Source organism: Actimicrobium antarcticum (assembly GCF_039536745.1).
In the GTDB taxonomy this organism is placed as follows: domain Bacteria; phylum Pseudomonadota; class Gammaproteobacteria; order Burkholderiales; family Burkholderiaceae_D; genus Actimicrobium; species Actimicrobium antarcticum.
Genome location: NZ_BAAAZE010000008.1, coordinates 790,401 through 807,850, shown reverse-complemented (window position 1 = coordinate 807,850; position 17,450 = coordinate 790,401). Strand labels below are relative to the sequence as shown.

Annotated in this window: 14 protein-coding genes and 1 other RNA gene; 8 read left to right on the top strand and 7 right to left on the bottom strand. The window is 53.5% G+C overall.

All coding sequences use genetic code 11. From position 1 onward, the window contains the following. Positions 1-14: 14 nt before the first annotated feature. From hisC to gyrA, 4 genes are all read right to left on the bottom strand, one after another. Complete coding sequence (gene hisC, locus ABD720_RS11645) at positions 15-1,121, bottom strand: histidinol-phosphate transaminase (protein ID WP_344763454.1); 1,107 nt, start codon at positions 1,119-1,121, stop codon at positions 15-17. A gap of 93 nt (positions 1,122-1,214) precedes the next feature. Next, complete coding sequence (gene pheA / locus ABD720_RS11640; protein ID WP_344763453.1) at positions 1,215-2,291, bottom strand: prephenate dehydratase; 1,077 nt, start codon at positions 2,289-2,291, stop codon at positions 1,215-1,217. A 66-nt stretch (positions 2,292-2,357) separates the two neighbouring features. Next, positions 2,358-3,461: a 3-phosphoserine/phosphohydroxythreonine transaminase gene (gene serC / locus ABD720_RS11635; protein ID WP_344763452.1), complete on the bottom strand. Its 1,104-nt coding sequence runs from the start codon at positions 3,459-3,461 to the stop codon at positions 2,358-2,360. Between the two features lie 3 nt (positions 3,462-3,464). After that, complete coding sequence (gene gyrA, locus ABD720_RS11630) at positions 3,465-6,143, bottom strand: DNA gyrase subunit A (RefSeq protein WP_344763451.1); 2,679 nt, start codon at positions 6,141-6,143, stop codon at positions 3,465-3,467. Between the two features lie 253 nt (positions 6,144-6,396). On the opposite strand from gyrA, the gene ABD720_RS11625 reads away from it, so the two are divergent. The 8 genes from ABD720_RS11625 (at position 6,397) to ABD720_RS11590 (ending at position 14,279) form a co-directional block, all read left to right on the top strand. Next, entirely contained in the window at positions 6,397-7,086 is a 690-nt protein-coding gene (locus ABD720_RS11625) for an OmpA family protein (protein ID WP_344763450.1), read from the top strand. A gap of 297 nt (positions 7,087-7,383) precedes the next feature. Then, positions 7,384-8,028: an outer membrane protein OmpA gene (ompA, locus tag ABD720_RS11620; RefSeq protein WP_344763449.1), complete on the top strand. Its 645-nt coding sequence runs from the start codon at positions 7,384-7,386 to the stop codon at positions 8,026-8,028. A 119-nt stretch (positions 8,029-8,147) separates the two neighbouring features. Continuing rightward, a complete protein-coding gene (ubiG, locus tag ABD720_RS11615) occupies positions 8,148-8,843 on the top strand; it encodes a bifunctional 2-polyprenyl-6-hydroxyphenol methylase/3-demethylubiquinol 3-O-methyltransferase UbiG (protein ID WP_344763448.1) in 696 nt (231 codons plus the stop codon). 56 nt (positions 8,844-8,899) lie between these two features. Then, positions 8,900-9,589 carry an HAD family hydrolase gene (locus tag ABD720_RS11610; RefSeq protein ID WP_344763447.1) on the top strand — a complete coding sequence of 230 codons (690 nt, stop codon included), beginning with the start codon at positions 8,900-8,902 and terminating at the stop codon, positions 9,587-9,589. 45 nt (positions 9,590-9,634) lie between these two features. Further along, positions 9,635-9,996: a transfer-messenger RNA gene (gene ssrA, locus ABD720_RS11605) on the top strand. 90 nt (positions 9,997-10,086) lie between these two features. Then, entirely contained in the window at positions 10,087-11,595 is a 1,509-nt protein-coding gene (locus tag ABD720_RS11600) for a DUF6538 domain-containing protein (protein WP_344763446.1), read from the top strand. A 351-nt stretch (positions 11,596-11,946) separates the two neighbouring features. Beyond that, entirely contained in the window at positions 11,947-13,794 is a 1,848-nt protein-coding gene (locus ABD720_RS11595) for an HsdM family class I SAM-dependent methyltransferase (RefSeq protein ID WP_344763445.1), read from the top strand. After that, the gene (locus ABD720_RS11590; RefSeq protein ID WP_344763444.1) at positions 13,794-14,279 is read left to right on the top strand and encodes a restriction endonuclease subunit S; all 486 of its coding nucleotides are present in this window, start codon (positions 13,794-13,796) and stop codon (positions 14,277-14,279) included. The genes ABD720_RS11595 and ABD720_RS11590 overlap by 1 nt, the downstream gene beginning before the upstream one ends. A 211-nt stretch (positions 14,280-14,490) precedes the next feature. On the opposite strand, the gene ABD720_RS11585 is transcribed toward ABD720_RS11590, so the two are convergent. From ABD720_RS11585 to ABD720_RS11575, 3 genes are read right to left on the bottom strand one after another with little or no spacing between them, the layout of a single operon-like run. Next, positions 14,491-14,850, bottom strand: coding sequence for a hypothetical protein (locus ABD720_RS11585; protein WP_344763443.1), 360 nt, complete (start codon positions 14,848-14,850; stop codon positions 14,491-14,493). Beyond that, on the bottom strand, positions 14,837-15,859 hold the full coding sequence (gene mobV / locus ABD720_RS11580; protein ID WP_344763442.1) for a MobV family relaxase: 1,023 nt from the start codon (positions 15,857-15,859) through the stop codon (positions 14,837-14,839). Before mobV ends, ABD720_RS11585 begins: the two co-directional genes overlap by 14 nt. After that, positions 15,856-17,448 (bottom strand): replication endonuclease, encoded by a 1,593-nt coding sequence (locus ABD720_RS11575; RefSeq protein WP_344763441.1) that lies wholly within the window; start codon positions 17,446-17,448, stop codon positions 15,856-15,858. Before ABD720_RS11575 ends, mobV begins: the two co-directional genes overlap by 4 nt. Positions 17,449-17,450 lie beyond the last annotated feature (2 nt).

Genomic DNA, 17,450 nt, shown 5'->3' with positions numbered 1-17,450 from the left:
TGTAAATCGACCGTTCAGGCCAGTATGCGTTTCAGTGCATCGATGAAGGTCGCATTCTCGGCCTGCAATCCGATCGAGACCCGCAACCACTGTGGCAAGCCGTAGTTTCCTACCGGCCGCACAATCACGCCGCACTTCAGCAGCGCCAGATTCACGCGCGCACCAGCGCCATCGTCATCACCCACACGTACCAGCACGAAATTGCCGAACGATGGCACGTATTCCAGACCGAGCGCATCAAAGACCTCGGTCAATTGCAGATAGCCGGCGCTGTTGAGCGTGGCACTTCTTGCCAGGAATTCATGATCGTTCAGCGCAGCAATCGCGGCAGCCTGCGCCATCGAATTGACGTTGAAGGGCTGGCGTATCCGGTTCAGCAGATCGGTGATCGACGGTTGCGCAATACCGAAACCGATCCGCAATCCCGCCAGTCCGAACGCCTTCGACAAAGTCCGTGACACCAGCAGGTTCGGATACTGCCGCACCCATTCGATCGAGTCGTATTGCAGTTCCGGCGCAAGGTATTCGTTGTAGGCTTCATCGAGCACGACCACCACGTGCTCAGGGACTTGCGCCAGGAACGCGGCGATGTCGGCTGCCGGCAGGAACGTGCCGGTCGGGTTGTTCGGATTGGCAATGAACACCAGCCGGGTGTGCGCGGTGATCGCTGCGGCCATTGCGGTCAGGTCGTGGCCGTACTCTTTTGCCGCAATCACCACGGCCTTGCCGCCAACGGCCTGGGTTGCCAGCGCATACACGGCAAACGAGTACTGCGCAAAAATCACTTCCTGGCCAGGCTCGACGAAGGCATGCGCCGCCAGTTCGAGAATATCGTTGCTGCCATTGCCGAGCGTGATCCATTCCTGCGCAACGTTGTATTTGGCGCTGATGACGGCTTTCAGTGCAAAGCCGTTGGCATCCGGATAGCGACCAAGGTCGGCCATGGCCGCATGCATCGCAAGGCGTGCCGACTCCGGCATGCCTAACGGATTTTCATTCGAGGCCAGCTTGACGATGCTGGCTTCTTCCAGGCCGAATTCGCGCGCGACTTCGGAAATCGGTTTGCCGCTCTGATATGGAGCAATGGCACGCACATAGTCAGGGCCGAATTGAGTGGACATGGATGGTTTTCCAATACGTGAGCGAGTGAATGGCGGGATGCAAAATGGCATCGCAAAAAGTGCATGTACGGGCACGCTGGCCCGCCGTCTGCCTTACAAACTGGCGGGATAAGACCCCAGCAATTTGAAAAAGGCAGCATTGGTTTTCAGTTCATCGAGCGCCCTGGCGACCTTCGCGTCTTGCGCATGGCCCTCGACATCGACGTAAAAGTAGTACTCCCACGTACCCATCCGCGCCGGCCGTGACTCGAACCGCGTCATCGAGACATCGTTCGCAGCCAGTGGTGCAAGCAGGTTGTAGACGGCACCCGGTTTGTTCGGCACCGACAGCACCAGCGAGGTCTGGTCCTTGCCACTCGGGGTGGTATGCAGGCGGCCGATAATGGCGAAGCGGGTGCGGTTGTGCGGATCATCCTGGATGTGCGCGTTGACCACTTGCAGATTGTATTTTTCACCGGCGATTTCACCGGCCACCGCGGCGACCTGCGGATCGTCGCTGGCCATGCGCGCGGCTTCGCCGTTCGAGGCGACGGCCTGGCGCGCAATGGTCGGCGTATTCATGTTCAGCCAGACCTGGGATTGGGCCAGCGCTTGCGAATGCGCACAGATTTGCGTGATGCCGTCGAGCGTGCCGGAGCGGGTCATCAGGCTCAGGTGTACCGGAATGGAAATCTCGCCGCTGATGGCCAGCGTGGTTTGCAGCAGCAGGTCGAGCGTGCGATTGATGACGCCTTCGGACGAATTCTCGACCGGTACCACGCCAAAGTCTGCGGTACCGGCTTCGGCAGCCCGGAACACTTCGTCTATCGACGTGCACGCAATGGCGTCGACGGCGCGGCCGAATTGCTGGTACACCGCCTGTTCGCTGAAGGTGCCGACAGGACCGAGGTAAGCCACCGTCACGCGTTTTTCCAGCGCACGACAGGCCGACATGATTTCGCGGAAAATCGTTTGCACATCATGCGCCACCAGCGGTCCCGGATTACGATCGGCCATGCTGCGCAAGACTTGCGCTTCACGTTCCGGCCGGAACACCGGCGCGCTCGTTTCGGCTTTGACGTGCCCGACTTCCTGGGCCACGCGGGCGCGCTGGTTCAGCAGCGCGAGGATCTGCGCATCGATCGAATCAATCTGCTCGCGCAGCGGTTTGAGTTTGTTATCCGTTGTCATTCGTCGGCCTGTGCATGGTCATGCCTAGCTGGCGGTGCACTGCACCTGCCTGTCTGCGGCACTGGTTCAAACGTGCGCGGCCTCGAATTCCTGCATCCAGGAGATCAACGCTTGCACGCCTTCAATGGGCATCGCGTTGTAAAGTGACGCGCGCATTCCGCCAACGGACTTGTGGCCCTTGAGCTGCAGCAGGTGGCGCTGTTTCGCGCCTGCCAGGAATGCGTCGTTCAAGGTCTCGTCGCGCAGGAAGAACGGTATGTTCATGCGCGAGCGATCGGCCTTTTCAACACGATTGAAATAGAGTTTGCTGCTGTCCAGATAGTCATACAGCAACGCTGCCTTGGCGATATTGCGCTGTTCCAGCACCGCCACGCCGCCCTGCCGTTTCAGCCACTGGAACACCAGACCGGCGATGTAAATCGCATAGGTCGGCGGCGTGTTGTACATCGAGCCATTGTCGGCCACGATTTTCCAGTCGAAGGCCGACGGGCAAATCGGCAGCGCATGGCCGAGCAGATCGTCGCGCACGATCACGATGGTCAGGCCGGCCGGACCGATATTCTTCTGGGCGCCGGCGAACAGCACGCCGTACTGGCTGACATCGATATGGCGCGACAGGATGTGCGACGAGACATCGGCCACCAGTGGCGCGCCGTTGGTCTGCGCAGCGATATCGGGTGCCGCGGAATACTCGACTCCATCGATGGTCTCATTGGTACAAATGTGCACGTAGGCCGCATCCGGCGACAGCGTCCAGTCGGCACGCGCTGGCACGTGATCGAAACCCGATGCTTTTGCCGAGGCCGCCACATTCACCTGCGCGTACTTGCCGGCTTCCTTGATTGACTTGCCGGTCCATGATCCGGTGTGAATGAAATCCACCACGGCCGGCTGCGGCTTGCGGCCCAGCAGGTTCATCGGCACGATGGCATTTTCGGCCAGCCCACCGCCCTGCAAAAACAGGATCTGGTAGTTATCAGGGACCGCCATCAGCTCGCGCAAATCACGCTGCGCTGCGGCCATGATGGCCATGAATTCCGGGCCGCGATGGCTCATCTCCATGACCGACATGCCACTGCCGTGCCAGTCCAGCATCTCGGCAGCTGCCTCGACCAGGACTTCACGCGGCAGTACCGCAGGACCTGCAGAAAAATTGAATACGTGCGTCATTATTTACTCTTGTGGTGCGTCGTCTGCTGCGTCTTTTACAGAGGCATCGCTAACGCCGGTCTCATCGCCGGACTCATCACTATCTGCCTCGATACCTTCCTCGACATCCGGTTCGACGATGCGTTGCAGACCGCTCAGCTTGGTGCCATCTTCGACGGCAATCAGCGTCACGCCCTGGGTCGCACGACCCATCTCGCGGATTTCGGCAACCCGGGTGCGGATCAGCACGCCACCGGTGGTGATGAGCATGATTTCGTCACTCGGCTCGACCAGCGTGGCAGCAACCACACGGCCATTGCGCTCGCTGGTCTGGATCGCAATCATGCCCTTGGTGCCGCGCCCGTGGCGGGTATATTCGACGATCGGGGTGCGCTTGCCGTAGCCATTTTCGGTGGCCGTCAGGACCGACTGCTGTTCGTTTTCGGCGACCAGCAGCGCGATGACCTGCTGCCCTTCTTCAAGGTTCATGCCGCGCACGCCGCGGGCGGTACGGCCCATCGGACGCACATCGTTTTCGTCGAAACGCACGGCCTTGCCGGAATCCGAAAACAGCATCACGTCATGCTGGCCATCGGTCAGTGCCGCGCCGATCAGGAAATCGCCTTCGTCCAGATCGACCGCAATGATGCCGGCCTTGCGCGGATTACTGAAGTCGCTCAACGGGGTTTTCTTGACCGTACCCAGGCTGGTCGCCATGAAGATGTAACGGTCTTCAGGGAAGCTGCGGTTGTCGCCCGACACCGGCAGGATCACGGTGACTTTTTCGCCATCGAGCAACGGGAACATGTTGACGATCGGCTTGCCGCGCGAATTGCGAGAACCCTGCGGCACTTCCCACACCTTCAGCCAGTACAGACGACCACGGTTGCTGAAGCACAGGATGTAGTCGTGGGTATTGGCGATGAAAAGCTGGTCGATCCAGTCATCTTCCTTGGTCGCCATCGCCTGCTTGCCACGCCCGCCACGCTTCTGCGCACGGTATTCGGAAATCGGCTGCGACTTCATGTAACCGGTGTGCGACAAGGTAACGACCATGTCCTGCGGCGTGATCAGGTCTTCGGTGCCGAGGTCGGTGGCATTGTGTTCGATGAACGAACGGCGCTCGTCCTTGGCGCCTTCGCCATATTCCAGCTTGGCGGCGGTCAGCTCGTCGACGATGATCACGGTAACGCGTTCCGGCTTCGACAGAATGTCGAGCAGGTCGGCGATCTGCGCCATCACTTCTTTGTACTCGTTGACAATCTTGTCCTGCTCCAGGCCGGTCAGGCGCTGCAAGCGCATCTGCAGGATTTCCTGGGCCTGGTCGTCCGACAGCTTGTACAAGCCATCCGGCTGGATACCGTAATGCTTGGGCAGGTTCTCGGGACGGAAGGCATTGATGCCGCCTAGCGCTTCTTCGCCGGTACGCACCAGCATTTCGCGTACGACCGACGAATCCCAGGCGCGCGCCATCAGCTCGACCTTGGCGATCGGTGGTGTTGGTGCGGCCTTGATGATGGCAATGAAGTCGTCGATATTGGCCAGCGCAACGGCCAGGCCTTCCAGCACATGACCACGCTCGCGTGCCTTGCGCAATTCAAAAATGGTCCGCCGCGTCACCACTTCGCGACGATGCGACAGGAAGCATTGCAGCATCTGCTTGAGGTTCAGCAGCTTGGGCTGGCCATCGACCAGCGCCACCATGTTCATGCCGAACGTGTCCTGCAATTGCGTCTGCTTGTACAGGTTATTGAGGACGACTTCCGGCACTTCGGCGCGCTTGAGTTCGATGACAACGCGCATGCCGGATTTGTCGGATTCATCCCGGATATCCGAAATACCATCGAGTTTCTTGTCGCGCACGAGTTCGGCGATACGTTCGAGCAGCGACTTCTTGTTGACCTGGTACGGCAGCTCGTCAACGATGATCGCGGTGCGGCTTTCCTTGCCATACTCTTCGAAGTGCGTCTTTGCGCGCATCACGATACGGCCGCGCCCGGTGCGATAGCCATCGCGCACGCCGGAGACGCCGTAAATGATGCCGGCCGTCGGAAAGTCCGGCGCCGGAATGATTTCGATCAGCTCATCGATCGTGCAATCGGCATTGCGCAGCACATGCAATGCGCCGTCGATGACTTCGGTAATATTGTGTGGCGGAATGTTGGTCGCCATGCCGACGGCAATGCCGGACGCACCATTGATCAGCAGGTTCGGAATACGGGTCGGCAAGACCGTTGGCTCTCTTTCCTTGCCGTCATAGTTCGGTACAAAATCAACGGTGTCCTTGTCGATATCGGCAAGGATTTCATTGGCAATCTTGTCCAGCCGACACTCGGTGTAACGCATCGCCGCAGCGTTGTCGCCATCGACCGAGCCAAAGTTTCCCTGACCATCCACCAGCGTGTAGCGCAACGAAAAATCCTGCGCCATCCGCACCAGCGTGTCGTAGATCGACTGGTCGCCGTGGGGATGGTACTTGCCCATGACTTCACCCACCACGCGCGCGCATTTGACATACGGCCGATTGAAGACGTTGTTCATTTCATGCATCGCAAACAGCACACGGCGATGCACCGGCTTGAGCCCATCACGCACGTCCGGCAGTGCACGTCCCACAATCACGCTCATCGCGTAATCGAGATAGCTTTTCCGCATCTCGTCTTCAAGGGAAATCGGGATTGTTTCTTTAGCGAATTGATCCATTGGCAGTTGGGGTGTGCTTTGACTAAGGTTAGGGTGCGTTACGCATGCAGCGCTGGCGTCGCAATTGCGGGTTTCAGGCGTGATATTTTAGCATGCGGACCAGCAAATCCCCGCTTTTTAGGCCGTACAAGGCCTGCTTGCCCGGCAGGTTAAATCTGACTGGACGAGAAAAAAATATGTTTAAATAAGGTTCAAATTTTGACAACACCGTGGTGTCGCCCGGTCTGCGGCGGCATCAACAATGAAAAACCCTATGTTCAATAAACTGGCTCTTGGCCTGATATCAGGCTTGGCCGTCTTTGACGCGTCAGCGCAATCGCTTACCAATATTCAACTCGATCCCCGGCAAGGCGCCTACGCCCAGGACAGCCGCGGCGCGGTAACCCGCAGCGGTACGGGCTTGTGCTGGCGTACCGGCTATTGGTCGGCAGAAGATTCGGTATCTGGCTGCGATGGCGATCTGGTCTCGCCAATGGCAAAACCGACCGCACCCGACCTGAATCCGTCGACTAGCGTCGCAGCAAGCGCACCGTTAATCGTGGCGCCACAGACGGCACGCCGATGCGATTTCACGATGTCCGTTTCGAGCGATGACAGCTTCTCATTCGGAAAGGCAACACTCTCTGCTGCAGCGGGATTGCGCCTGGAGCGCGACTTCAGACAACAACTGGCACAGTGCGGCAATGTGGAATCCATCAACATCACGGGGTACACGGACAGCCTGGGACTCGCCAGCATCAATCAACGCTTGTCGCAACAGCGTGCCGCCGCAGTAGCCGCGCGACTTCAGAACACGGTGGCACAAGAAAAAGTGACCGTCATCGGCATGGGCAGCACACAAAAAACGACTTCATGCAGCGACACCCTTCCTCGCGCCATACTCCTTGCCTGCCTTGCCCCAGACCGTCGTGCAATCATCGCGGTGCGAGGCGAGGCGCGCTGACGAAAAAGTGCGACCTCAGGCTTGCGCCAGCCAATGCACAAGGACGATAGCATTTGGGATTTTTTTAGCACTCATGTTGTAAATAAGCGTCAAAGTATCAAAAACCTGAAATGACTGATTTGACAACCTTCGCCACAGGGAGAACCTTGTGACAGAATGGCTCGGAGTTAAGCCGCTGCAGCACGATAATTCTCTTGCACGACGGTGCTGTGCAGCGTGGTAATATCCATTTTTTTTTGATGTCGTAGCATTTGTTGCGCAGTTTGTTCTGCGGATATCCCAACCGAGAGGAGAAACATGAATAAATTAGTAAAACTCGTCTTCGCTGCGTCCGCAGTCGTTGCCCTTTCTGCCCAAGCGCAGGAAAACATCCAGGCCAAGACGCCAACAAGCGCCTATGTCCAAGATGCACGTGGTGTAATCGTTCGCGATCCATTCGGTCTGTGCTGGCGCACCGGCTACTGGACCCCGGCTGATGCCGTACCAGGCTGCGATGGTGAAATTGCCAAACCAGCTCCTGCTCCAGCTCCGGTAGTTACACCAGCCCCAGTTGCTCCAGCAGTCGTCGTTGCACCAGCACCAGTTTCCGAAAAAGTTACTTTTGCCGCCGACGCATTCTTTGACTTCGACAAATCAGTGTTGAAGCCAGAAGGCAAAGCAAAGCTGGATGATCTTGCATCGAAACTGCAAGGCATGAACCTCGAAGTCATCATCGCCGTCGGTCATACTGACTCCGTTGGTACCGATGCTTACAACCAGAAACTGTCGGTTCGCCGTTCAGAAGCCGTCAAAGGCTACCTGGTTTCAAAAGGTATCGAAGCCAATCGCGTCTACACCGAAGGTAAAGGCGAGAAGCAACCTGTAGCAGACAACAAGTCCGCAGCAGGCCGCGCCAAAAATCGTCGCGTTGAAATCGAAGTTGTTGGTACCCGTACCAAGTAATTTCGTCACGCTGCACGATAAACCCCGCTCCGGCGGGGTTTTTTTATGGGCGCCTGCTTTGCGTTTTTTGTCTTTCTGCGCCTGTGCAGCTACCCGGCATTCCCGCTATGATGGAGCGCATGAACGCAGACCCTCAAGAACTCAAAAAATTCAGTGATCTCGCCCACCGCTGGTGGGATCCCACTTCCGAATTTCGGCCGCTCCATCAAATCAATCCGCTGCGCCTCGAATGGATCAACGCTTGCGTTGCGCTTTCCGGCAAAACCGTGATCGACATCGGTTGTGGCGGCGGCATTCTGGCGGAATCGATGGCCAGTAAAGGTGCCACGGTCACCGGCATCGATCTCTCGGAAAAAGCATTGAAAGTCGCTGATCTGCACAGCCTGGAATCCGGCGTACAGATGCGCTACGAATTGATATCGGCAGAAGACATGGCTGCGCGCGAACCTGGCGCCTACGATGTCGTCACCTGCCTCGAAATGCTGGAACATGTTCCCGACCCGGCTGCCATCGTGCGTGCATGCGCCACGCTGGTCAAACCGGGTGGACGGATATTCTTTTCCACCCTCAACCGCAACCCGAAATCCTATCTGTTCGCCATTCTGGGCGCCGAATACCTGCTCCGGTTGCTGCCACGTGGCACGCACGACTATCGCAAATTCATCACGCCCGCCGAATTGTCGCGGTATGTTCGTGAAGCAGGATTGGATATCGATACGCTGAAGGGCATGACGTACAACCCCTTCCTCAAATCGTATTCGTTGAATCAGAATACCGATGTCAACTACATGATCGCCTGCACGCGCCCGGCATAAACCATGCGCCAGACCGGTTTTCCCGTTATTTACACGACTTCATGCTGGCGGACCCAATGACGCAACACGCAAGACCTGGTGCCATTCTGTTTGATCTCGATGGCACGCTGGTCGACAGCGCCCCTGACCTGGCGAGTGCAATGAACCGCATCCAGCAGCAACGCGGCTTACCGATCACGCCCTACGCACAGTTACGCCCCCGTGCGTCGGCAGGTGCGCGCGGCCTGATCAGCGCTGCCTTCGGCATGACACCCGACGACGACGGCTACGAATCGCTGCGTGTCGCGTTTCTGGACAACTATGCAGCGGCCATTGCCGTGGACAGCATTCTGTTTGATGGTGTCGCCCGGATGCTCGCCACTTTGCGCGAACAAAACATCGCCTGGGGCATCGTGACCAACAAGGCAGCACGTTTTACCGATGCGCTGGTACCGCAACTAGCCCTGTCCAACGCCGCCTGCGTGATCTCCGGCGACACCACACCGCATGCAAAACCGCACCCTGCCCCGCTACTTGAAGCCGCCCGCCGGATAGGCATTGATGCAAACCAGTGCTGGTACGTGGGTGACGATCTGCGCGACATCGAAGCCGGTCGCGCTGCGGGCATGGCCACTGTCTCGGTTGGCTGGGGCTACGGTGACCCTTTCAATCCGCAGCCGTGGAATGCCGACATGCATGTCGCATCGCCAGCAGAACTCGTCGCGCTGATCACGGGCCTGAAAAACAGTGGCCAGCCAGCCAACTGAAATCAACACGCATGACCCACGTGATGGGCTACAATGGATGCGCTTGGGGGCGACCTGGTTTCGACAGGGGTTGCAAAGCAGCGCAGGGCATACCGAGGGCTGGTCACCTCGTAAATACAACCAGAAAAAACATAACTGCAAACGATAACTCGTACGCACTAGCAGCTTAATTGCTGTCTAGCTCTACACCATCTCTTCCCTGGGGTGGGCTGGCAACAGCTGTAGAGTCATTCACAGGGAATCGCTCTGAATCGGGTCACTTGATTCAAGGCTAAATCCAAGGTGACTCGTCTTGCCACAGCGTGTGCGTCCGCGTTGGCCGGATTAAATCAAATGGCAGCACTAAGTATGTAGAACTGTCTGTAGAGTACTTCTGGACGCGGGTTCGATTCCCGCCGCCTCCACCACGCTTTTGCTAAGTCTTTGTTTTTTTTAAGACTAGCACGTTTTCGGTGATGCTCAAAACGATTTTTTAGGTATCGTTTTGAGGATCGTTTATGCCGAAGCCTTATTTCCTGTCCCGCCCATCTGGTCTTTTCTGTCGTTTTTTGGTGCCAATTGACGTGCGCGCGCAGTTCGGTTCACGCTATCTCGTTCGCGCGCTTCATACAGCAGATTCTGACCGAGCCCGCCTCTTGGCAGCTATACTCGCATTTGCTCTCATACAAGTTTTTAAAAGATTGCGACAAGGCGAGATTATGGACATCAAGAAGCTACTGGAGGACATGGACACCGGTTCAATACGCACGTGGCGTGCAGCTAAATTAACGTTGCCTAACGGAACGGTTGTTGAAAACGTCGATATTGCCGACGACGAGGACCAGACTCGTTTCAATACCTTTCTTGCGGCGACGGGCGCATCAGCCTCTCCAACCGTCGTCATTGCGAAAAGCCAGCTATTGTCAGCCTGCATAGACGACTTCCTGACAGAGAGAAAGAGCGGCCTACTTTCCGACAAAAATCTCGCCGATTATAATTATGTTCTGCGTCGCATCCTGCTCGACCTTTGCGGGGACCAACCAATCGATGACCTCGGCATACAAGACGCGAATCGTGTCGTTAAAGCGCTGCAAGCATGGCCCAGCAATGCGACGAAAAATCCCGCGCTTAAAAATCTAAATGCTGAGCGCACGATGCAAGAGGCCGCGATGCGCAAACTTCCGCTAATCGGCCCGAGAACGTGCGAAAAATATTTGGATCGCCTACGTTCGTTTTTTACCTGGGCCAAAGACGCTGGTCATTGGACGAAATCGAATCCGTTTGCCAAGCGACGCACCATGACCAAAGAAAAACGCGGAGAGCAGCAAAAAAGGCCGTTCGAAGACGATGATTTGACCCGAATTTTTGATCCAGCTTTGCGAACCCATCACTCTGACGATCCACACAAATTCTGGGGGCCCCTGATTGCGTTGTTTTCCGGCGCACGCGTCAACGAAATTGCCCAGCTATATATCGAGAATATTCAGCAAATCGGCGCGGTGTGGGTAATCAAATTCACCGATGATCATGACGATCAAAGACTTAAAAATGCAGCGTCCAAGCGTGTTGTACCGCTACACCGCAAGCTGATCGAACTTGGATTTTTAGAATACGTTGAAGATGTAAAACGCTTCGGATTTCCGCGCCTTTTCCCGAACCTGCCATATTCACGCATCAACGGCTACGGAGACGCGATTGGCGATTGGTTCAATGGCCGCTATTTGCGTTCAGCTGCGGCGGGAAGCAAGGTGCCGCGCGCTGGGATTGATGATCCGAAAAAAACTTTTCACAGCTTTCGGTACGTTGTTATTAATCGTCTGTACTGCATTACCAACAAGAAGACCCTGATCGCAGAGATCACCGGCCACGAACGCGGCAGCGACGTATTAACCAATATTTACATCACTCCCTCAGAGGCTAAAGAGCGCGAAGCGACGATGAATCTTTTGGACTATCCTTTTCTGTCATTTGCGAATTATGTCCCAGGACAGTACAGCGGTTTTTTCAAACGGTTGAAACGGAAATGATTTTTTTAGTGGGAATATCAATGGACGATAAACGAGCGATCTTGAATTTTTCCTGGACTCCGCACTAAAAGCAATGACACCAGCGCATGATCTGTTCAGTTATCCATCGTCTTCGCGTGCATCGACATCTCGGAGAGCGGCCATGCATATTACAATGGAACGAAGCAAAGACCGATCCAGACAGGTAAAGGAATTGCTGATAACTGGAACAAATGTCGGTAGAAAATCGTGAATCTTCTCTATTTTAAAAAACTACCCTAAATATCGCAACGAAATACCCGCGCTCGCCGGTCGGAATGACTTGCAAACCGAAGGTCATAGCCGTCTATAACCACAACTATCCACCACCACATGACAAGAAAATCCGAATTCTCCTCCTACGTCTTCATAAAAAATGATCTTGGCAATATGGGCTGGAACACAAGAAATCCATCTAAAGGAAACAACGGACAGGTCTACACACAACAAGAATGTCTTGATCATCCGGAGCTCGCAGCCGGACTAAAGCGACAGCGGCCAGAATACGTTGTAAAGGTACACGAGGACGTATTTTGGATCATTGAAGCAAAGGGGACACACGAGAAGATCGATGATGCCTATAACGAAGCTCTTGGCTACGCCAAAGACGTAAATAAATCCAAAATAGTCAAGGCACGTCTAATTACGGGCGTTGCCGGAAACGACGACGACGGTTACCTGGTAAACACCGCCTTTCTTCATCTAGATGGCCGCGTCTCACCGGTAAAATATAACAACCGAAAAATAACGGGCTTTCTTTCCCCCGATCAAGCACGATATTTATCGGACAACGACACCGCGGACCTGAATGAACTTGTTACAAACGAAATTCTGCTCCTATCCATTGCTGAAAGCATAAACGAAGAACTCCACAAGGCTTCGATAAACAAGGATCTTCGAGCTACCGTAATGTCGGCAGTTTTACTCTCAATGGTATCCGACACCCTCCCAAATTTTAATGGATCTCCAGACGTATTTATTAAAGACATCAATAACCGCGCTGAAGACGTTCTGATCACTCATGCGAAACGCGAGTTTGCAGAGTACATAGAATTGAGATTGCCTCAGGAGGAGGCTGCAAAGAATAAATACAAAGCTGCGGTCGTTCGGGTGTTCTTCCTCTTGCGAAAGATAAACATCAAAGCTGCCATGGACGGCAGTCACGATTTGCTCGGTAAATTTTATGAGGTTTTCCTTAAATATGGCAATGGCGCCAAAGACATCGGAATTGTTTTGACGCCGAGACATATCACTGAATTTTCTGCGGAGATTCTAGACATTAAAGCCTCTGACTTAGTCTATGACCCGGCATGTGGAACCGGGGGATTTTTGGTCGCAGCATACGACCGTGTCCGTCGAAATGAGCCAGCGAAAGTTGAGATGTTTAAGAAACATCGAATTTTTGGTGTAGAGCAGCAAGCCAACGTCGCTGCTCTTGCAATCGTCAATATGATTTTCCGAGGCGATGGAAAGAACAACATCATCAATGGGGATTGTCTCTCCATCAATCTGAATCGAAAAATTCGAAACGGTGAGGCAAGTGCGGAATATCAGAATCACACTGGCGACCGGAAAGCCGTCTCGAAAGTTCTGATGAATCCCCCATTTGCCCTGAAACGCGACGACGAACAAGAGTTCACATTCATTGACCACGCTCTTGATCAGATGCTGGATGAGGGCTTACTATTGACCGTTGTGCCCGTCTCTGTGATGTATGCGAGTGGGCGGGAATTGGAATGGAGAAAACACCTTTTGGCGCAAAATACGCTGTTAGCGGTAATTGGCTTTCCCAATGACCTTTTCTATCCACAAGCATCGGTAGAACCAGTCATTGTGGTGATTCGAAAAGGCGTTCCTCACGAACAGAACGGAAAATGCCTATTCGTCAGAATATCGGACGATGGTTTCATAAAACTGAAGAAGAGGAGACTACCCCATGGTAGGCCATATCAATTGGATGCGCTTCAGGGCAGCATATTCAAATTTATTCATGGTGGCGTACTTCCCGAGGTAGACGGCTTGATCCAAACTAAGCCCGTGGATCTCACTGATCCTCACCTAGAGCTCATACCGCAACAGTATCTCGACAACGCCAAACTAGACTCGGACGAGCTTCGCCGCTCACTTAGTACGATTCAGTCTGAACTTGTCTTTCAAGAAATTCGCAGGGGATTGAACTAATGAAAATGCATGAGCTATTCGCTATTACAGTAGCAAAATCGAAGAGTACCGATGACTATGTTGTAGGCGAAGTTCCGTTTGTTACAAATACTGAAATCAATAATGGCGTTGTGCGGTATGTAGAGCCTTTTGACGAAGACAAAGTCTTTAAAGGTCCAGCCATATGCATTTCGGGCTTGGGCTATGCAACTGTGCACTACGGAGAGTTCCTACCCAAGGGGAACGGCGGGGACTCCTGCACCATTTTGAAACCTAAGAACGCACTGAAAAAGTCGGAAGTTCTGTACTACGCGGCTCTTTTCAACACGCTTCATAGCTGGCGGTTCTCCTTTGGACGGAAGGCAAGCCGCCGACGTCTAGAAAACCTTGAGATGAGGCCGTTGCATACAAAAGCACCGATCAAATTGTTGGCAGAGATTGAAGCCAACAACAACATGATGAGTAGCCTACTTGCCGAGAAGGAAGCGCAGCTCAGAGACGGCTAACCCGGCCGCTAACAATAACAGCCCAAAAGTTACGCTTTTGGGTCCCCTCCGTTCTTCGCGCTTCGGCGGCCGGCTACGTCGATATTTAAAAAAGCGCTAACCGGAAGCTTGGCAGCCTGGCAATTCGGCGTAGGTACGTTAGCTGCCTTTTCAGTCCGACACTGGTAGTGAGTCCAAGTCTGAGCCAGTACACTCAAAGCCGCTTTGTTTTTCAAAAGTTACGATTACGGATTTCAGACAATGTTAATTTGTGCTGCTTCGCTTCGGTCCCATTTTGATTGTCATTTTCTAGCCTTTTAATCGCTTGCGGTGGCTTGTTCTTAGCAGTGCAAAATTTTATTGGTATGTATCCGGCCGACCCAGTGCTAAGTCTGATTCCAGCGCGACAGGTGCCCACTAAGATGATGACGCTATTAACTGAACCTATTTTGCTATTGGGTTCGAATGTGTCAATACCAATCCATTCTGCTAGAGCGCACCCGCCACAACCGTTCCGATAGTCGTCACGAGTGTCTTCCAATTTTTCTCGAAAAATACTCTCTAGTGTTTCTATGCTATTATAACGTGCCATTTGTCATCCTCTTTAAGTAGCGCTGGTTTTGGTGATGCGGGTCAATATATCCTTCATCCGTCGGGTCGCTGGATAATGATTCCCTTAGTCGGTTTATCAGATACTCATTATCCTTACGAAAGAAGGAAGCCTCCTGCTTAAATTTTTCGACCTTGGAATTCAATCGCATTTCTTCATTTGCAGCATCCCTTCGCATGCGTTCGATAGTGTTGGTAAGGACGACAACTCGGGATGATTTATCTACGGCGATTCTGTCCTTAACAGACAGATCAGAATTTATTTCATTTATCTTTTTACGAAGCGCGGACATCGCTTCAGTGCCAGCAACACTGTTCTTTTGTTTCAGCGTCGCAAGTTCCTCTTCGTGACGCGCCATGCGATTGGTTTTTATACCCAACGCACCTGCCAAATGGTCAACAGAGGAAAGAGGGGCGATTCGCACAACTGTATTCATCGCTTGATAAAATCTTTTCACTTTTTGATGCGTGGCATCCGAACCCTTGATTCCCCGCTCCAAACCAAAAGGGATACCAACTTGGTTGTGAAAATTCGTTTGCATGCTCGAGAGCTTTTCACGTCCCCCAAGATATTCCTTTGCTGAGAGCCTTCCGTCAGGGGTGATAGGCAAAACGTAAGCAACAAGATGAGGAGTTTTTTCATCTAATTGCAGATTTGCACAAATAATATTCGCTCCTCCATGCTTTTCATTGAGCCATTTCAATGCAGCATTGAAATAACCACGCCGCTGGCAAGCGTCCTGAAAATATTCCGGGCTAGCGGTTACAAGATACTCGATGCAAAGCACTGCATCCTTACGTCGCTTTTCGGGCAATCTAAGTTGAATGGCTGCCATTAGCTCCGCAGTATTTGTTGCACCCAGCGCTAGATTCAGATGCGTGCGTTTCGAATCAGCATTTAGCGTCACGCGTTCCCGATGAGTGTGCTGGCTCGACGCAGCGATAGAGCCAAAACTCTTCAGTTTTTTCGTGCGCAGTATAGCGAAGCTCATGATATTTCTAACGTAAGTTGCCCCTTCACCAGAAGGGTACTCACTACACTTTGCTGCGCAAAGCACGTTCGCTCTTCGAGAGTGGATCTTGGGGAACGCGGCCGCCTCGAATGCATTGTATCGGCCTCATAACCACCAATTCTTCCTACGACAATGCGGTCACCCTTCATTTCATGGCTCTGGAAACCCTCCCGTGCTTTACTTGGATAACTATGCGTAACTGTCCGCACATCAAGCGGAGATGACGCATCGGGGTCGGTTTTTGGACATGGCTGTGCTTGACAAAGCTTCCAAGCTCGCGAGTGCGTATTGATCGCTTCTAAGTCGATCAACATCCCGTTAATTTTTCGAGTGCCGGATCCTCGCCTGGTGTACCAAATGGCACAATTGCTAATCGCGTCATCGCCCCGCACTGTTTGTAAAACTTCCAAAAAATCAGCGTATTGATTGCCTGTTGCCGCCATGTGCAGCGCTCTACCTTGTTCACTTAATTGATTAAATTGCGGTGTCGCAACACGTATGCGGCGAATTTCATCCCAGATGGTTGCGCTACCTTTGATGTCAAAAAACTGGATCGCACGCCCGCCCCAAGTCGCGCGGTGTGCATCGGAGCGTGTAGCAGTGTCAGCAATGTCGGCATTAGTTCCGTCGTACTGCGCGCCGGTGGCTTTCAAAATATATTTCATTAGGTAGCTCGCGGCGCTCGCACGTGTTGGGTCAATTTCAACAATTTTTGAAAGCGGCGCTGCACCGAAATACTTTTCAATTTTCTCGGTAAAGTCCGCCACACGCGCCTGATCAATCCAAACCAACGCGTGCCAATGGACACAGCCATCTTGATGTTGCTCTTCGACGCGTACACCCATAGTTTTTCCAAATCTTTTTTGGAAGTCTCTCCATTTTCGTTGCAGTTCATCGTGTCCTTGGGCCGGCGTCATGCCAGACCACGACCTTCGCCCTTTGGACGGATTGGGGTGGTATTCAGACGGAAGCGTCATCGTTAGAAAATGGCCGATTAACCCGCGCCGTGTACAAAATTCATCGAGTCCAAGCACTCGACAATAATGTTTTGACGCGCGTTTTTCAGGGCTGTTGTAAACCGCTGCTAACGAGAGTCTGGTCTCGATCCCATTTCCTGACATCGAGACCATTTGTGACTCTTCGAGATATTTCTTCTGTGATTTAATCTGATTTTTCCGCGATTTTAGAACCGAGTCACACACAATTTGCATCCCGCCCTTTCCGATTAATTGATTGGAATGTGCGCGTAGATCCAGCGTTTGTCGCGCATCACGAAGAAGTTTTTTGCGAAACCACAACCCGACATTTGCGACATGTGGTGCAGGAATGCCGATTCGGTCGATTAAGCTCGCAAATGGCGCAAGCTCCTCAAAGGGGTCGAGGCCGCTATGCCGCGCCTCAATGCAAAGCTCCGCCATGCGAAGCGCCATTCCGGCAATCCGGTACCCGTCGATTTGCAGCGTATCAAAATCGACATGTGGATAGCTGGCGTTATATATTTGTGTTTCAAGATCATTCGGCAACACAAGCGCCGCCCGGTTTTCAGCCGCAGTCAATAGGTCAGTCATTT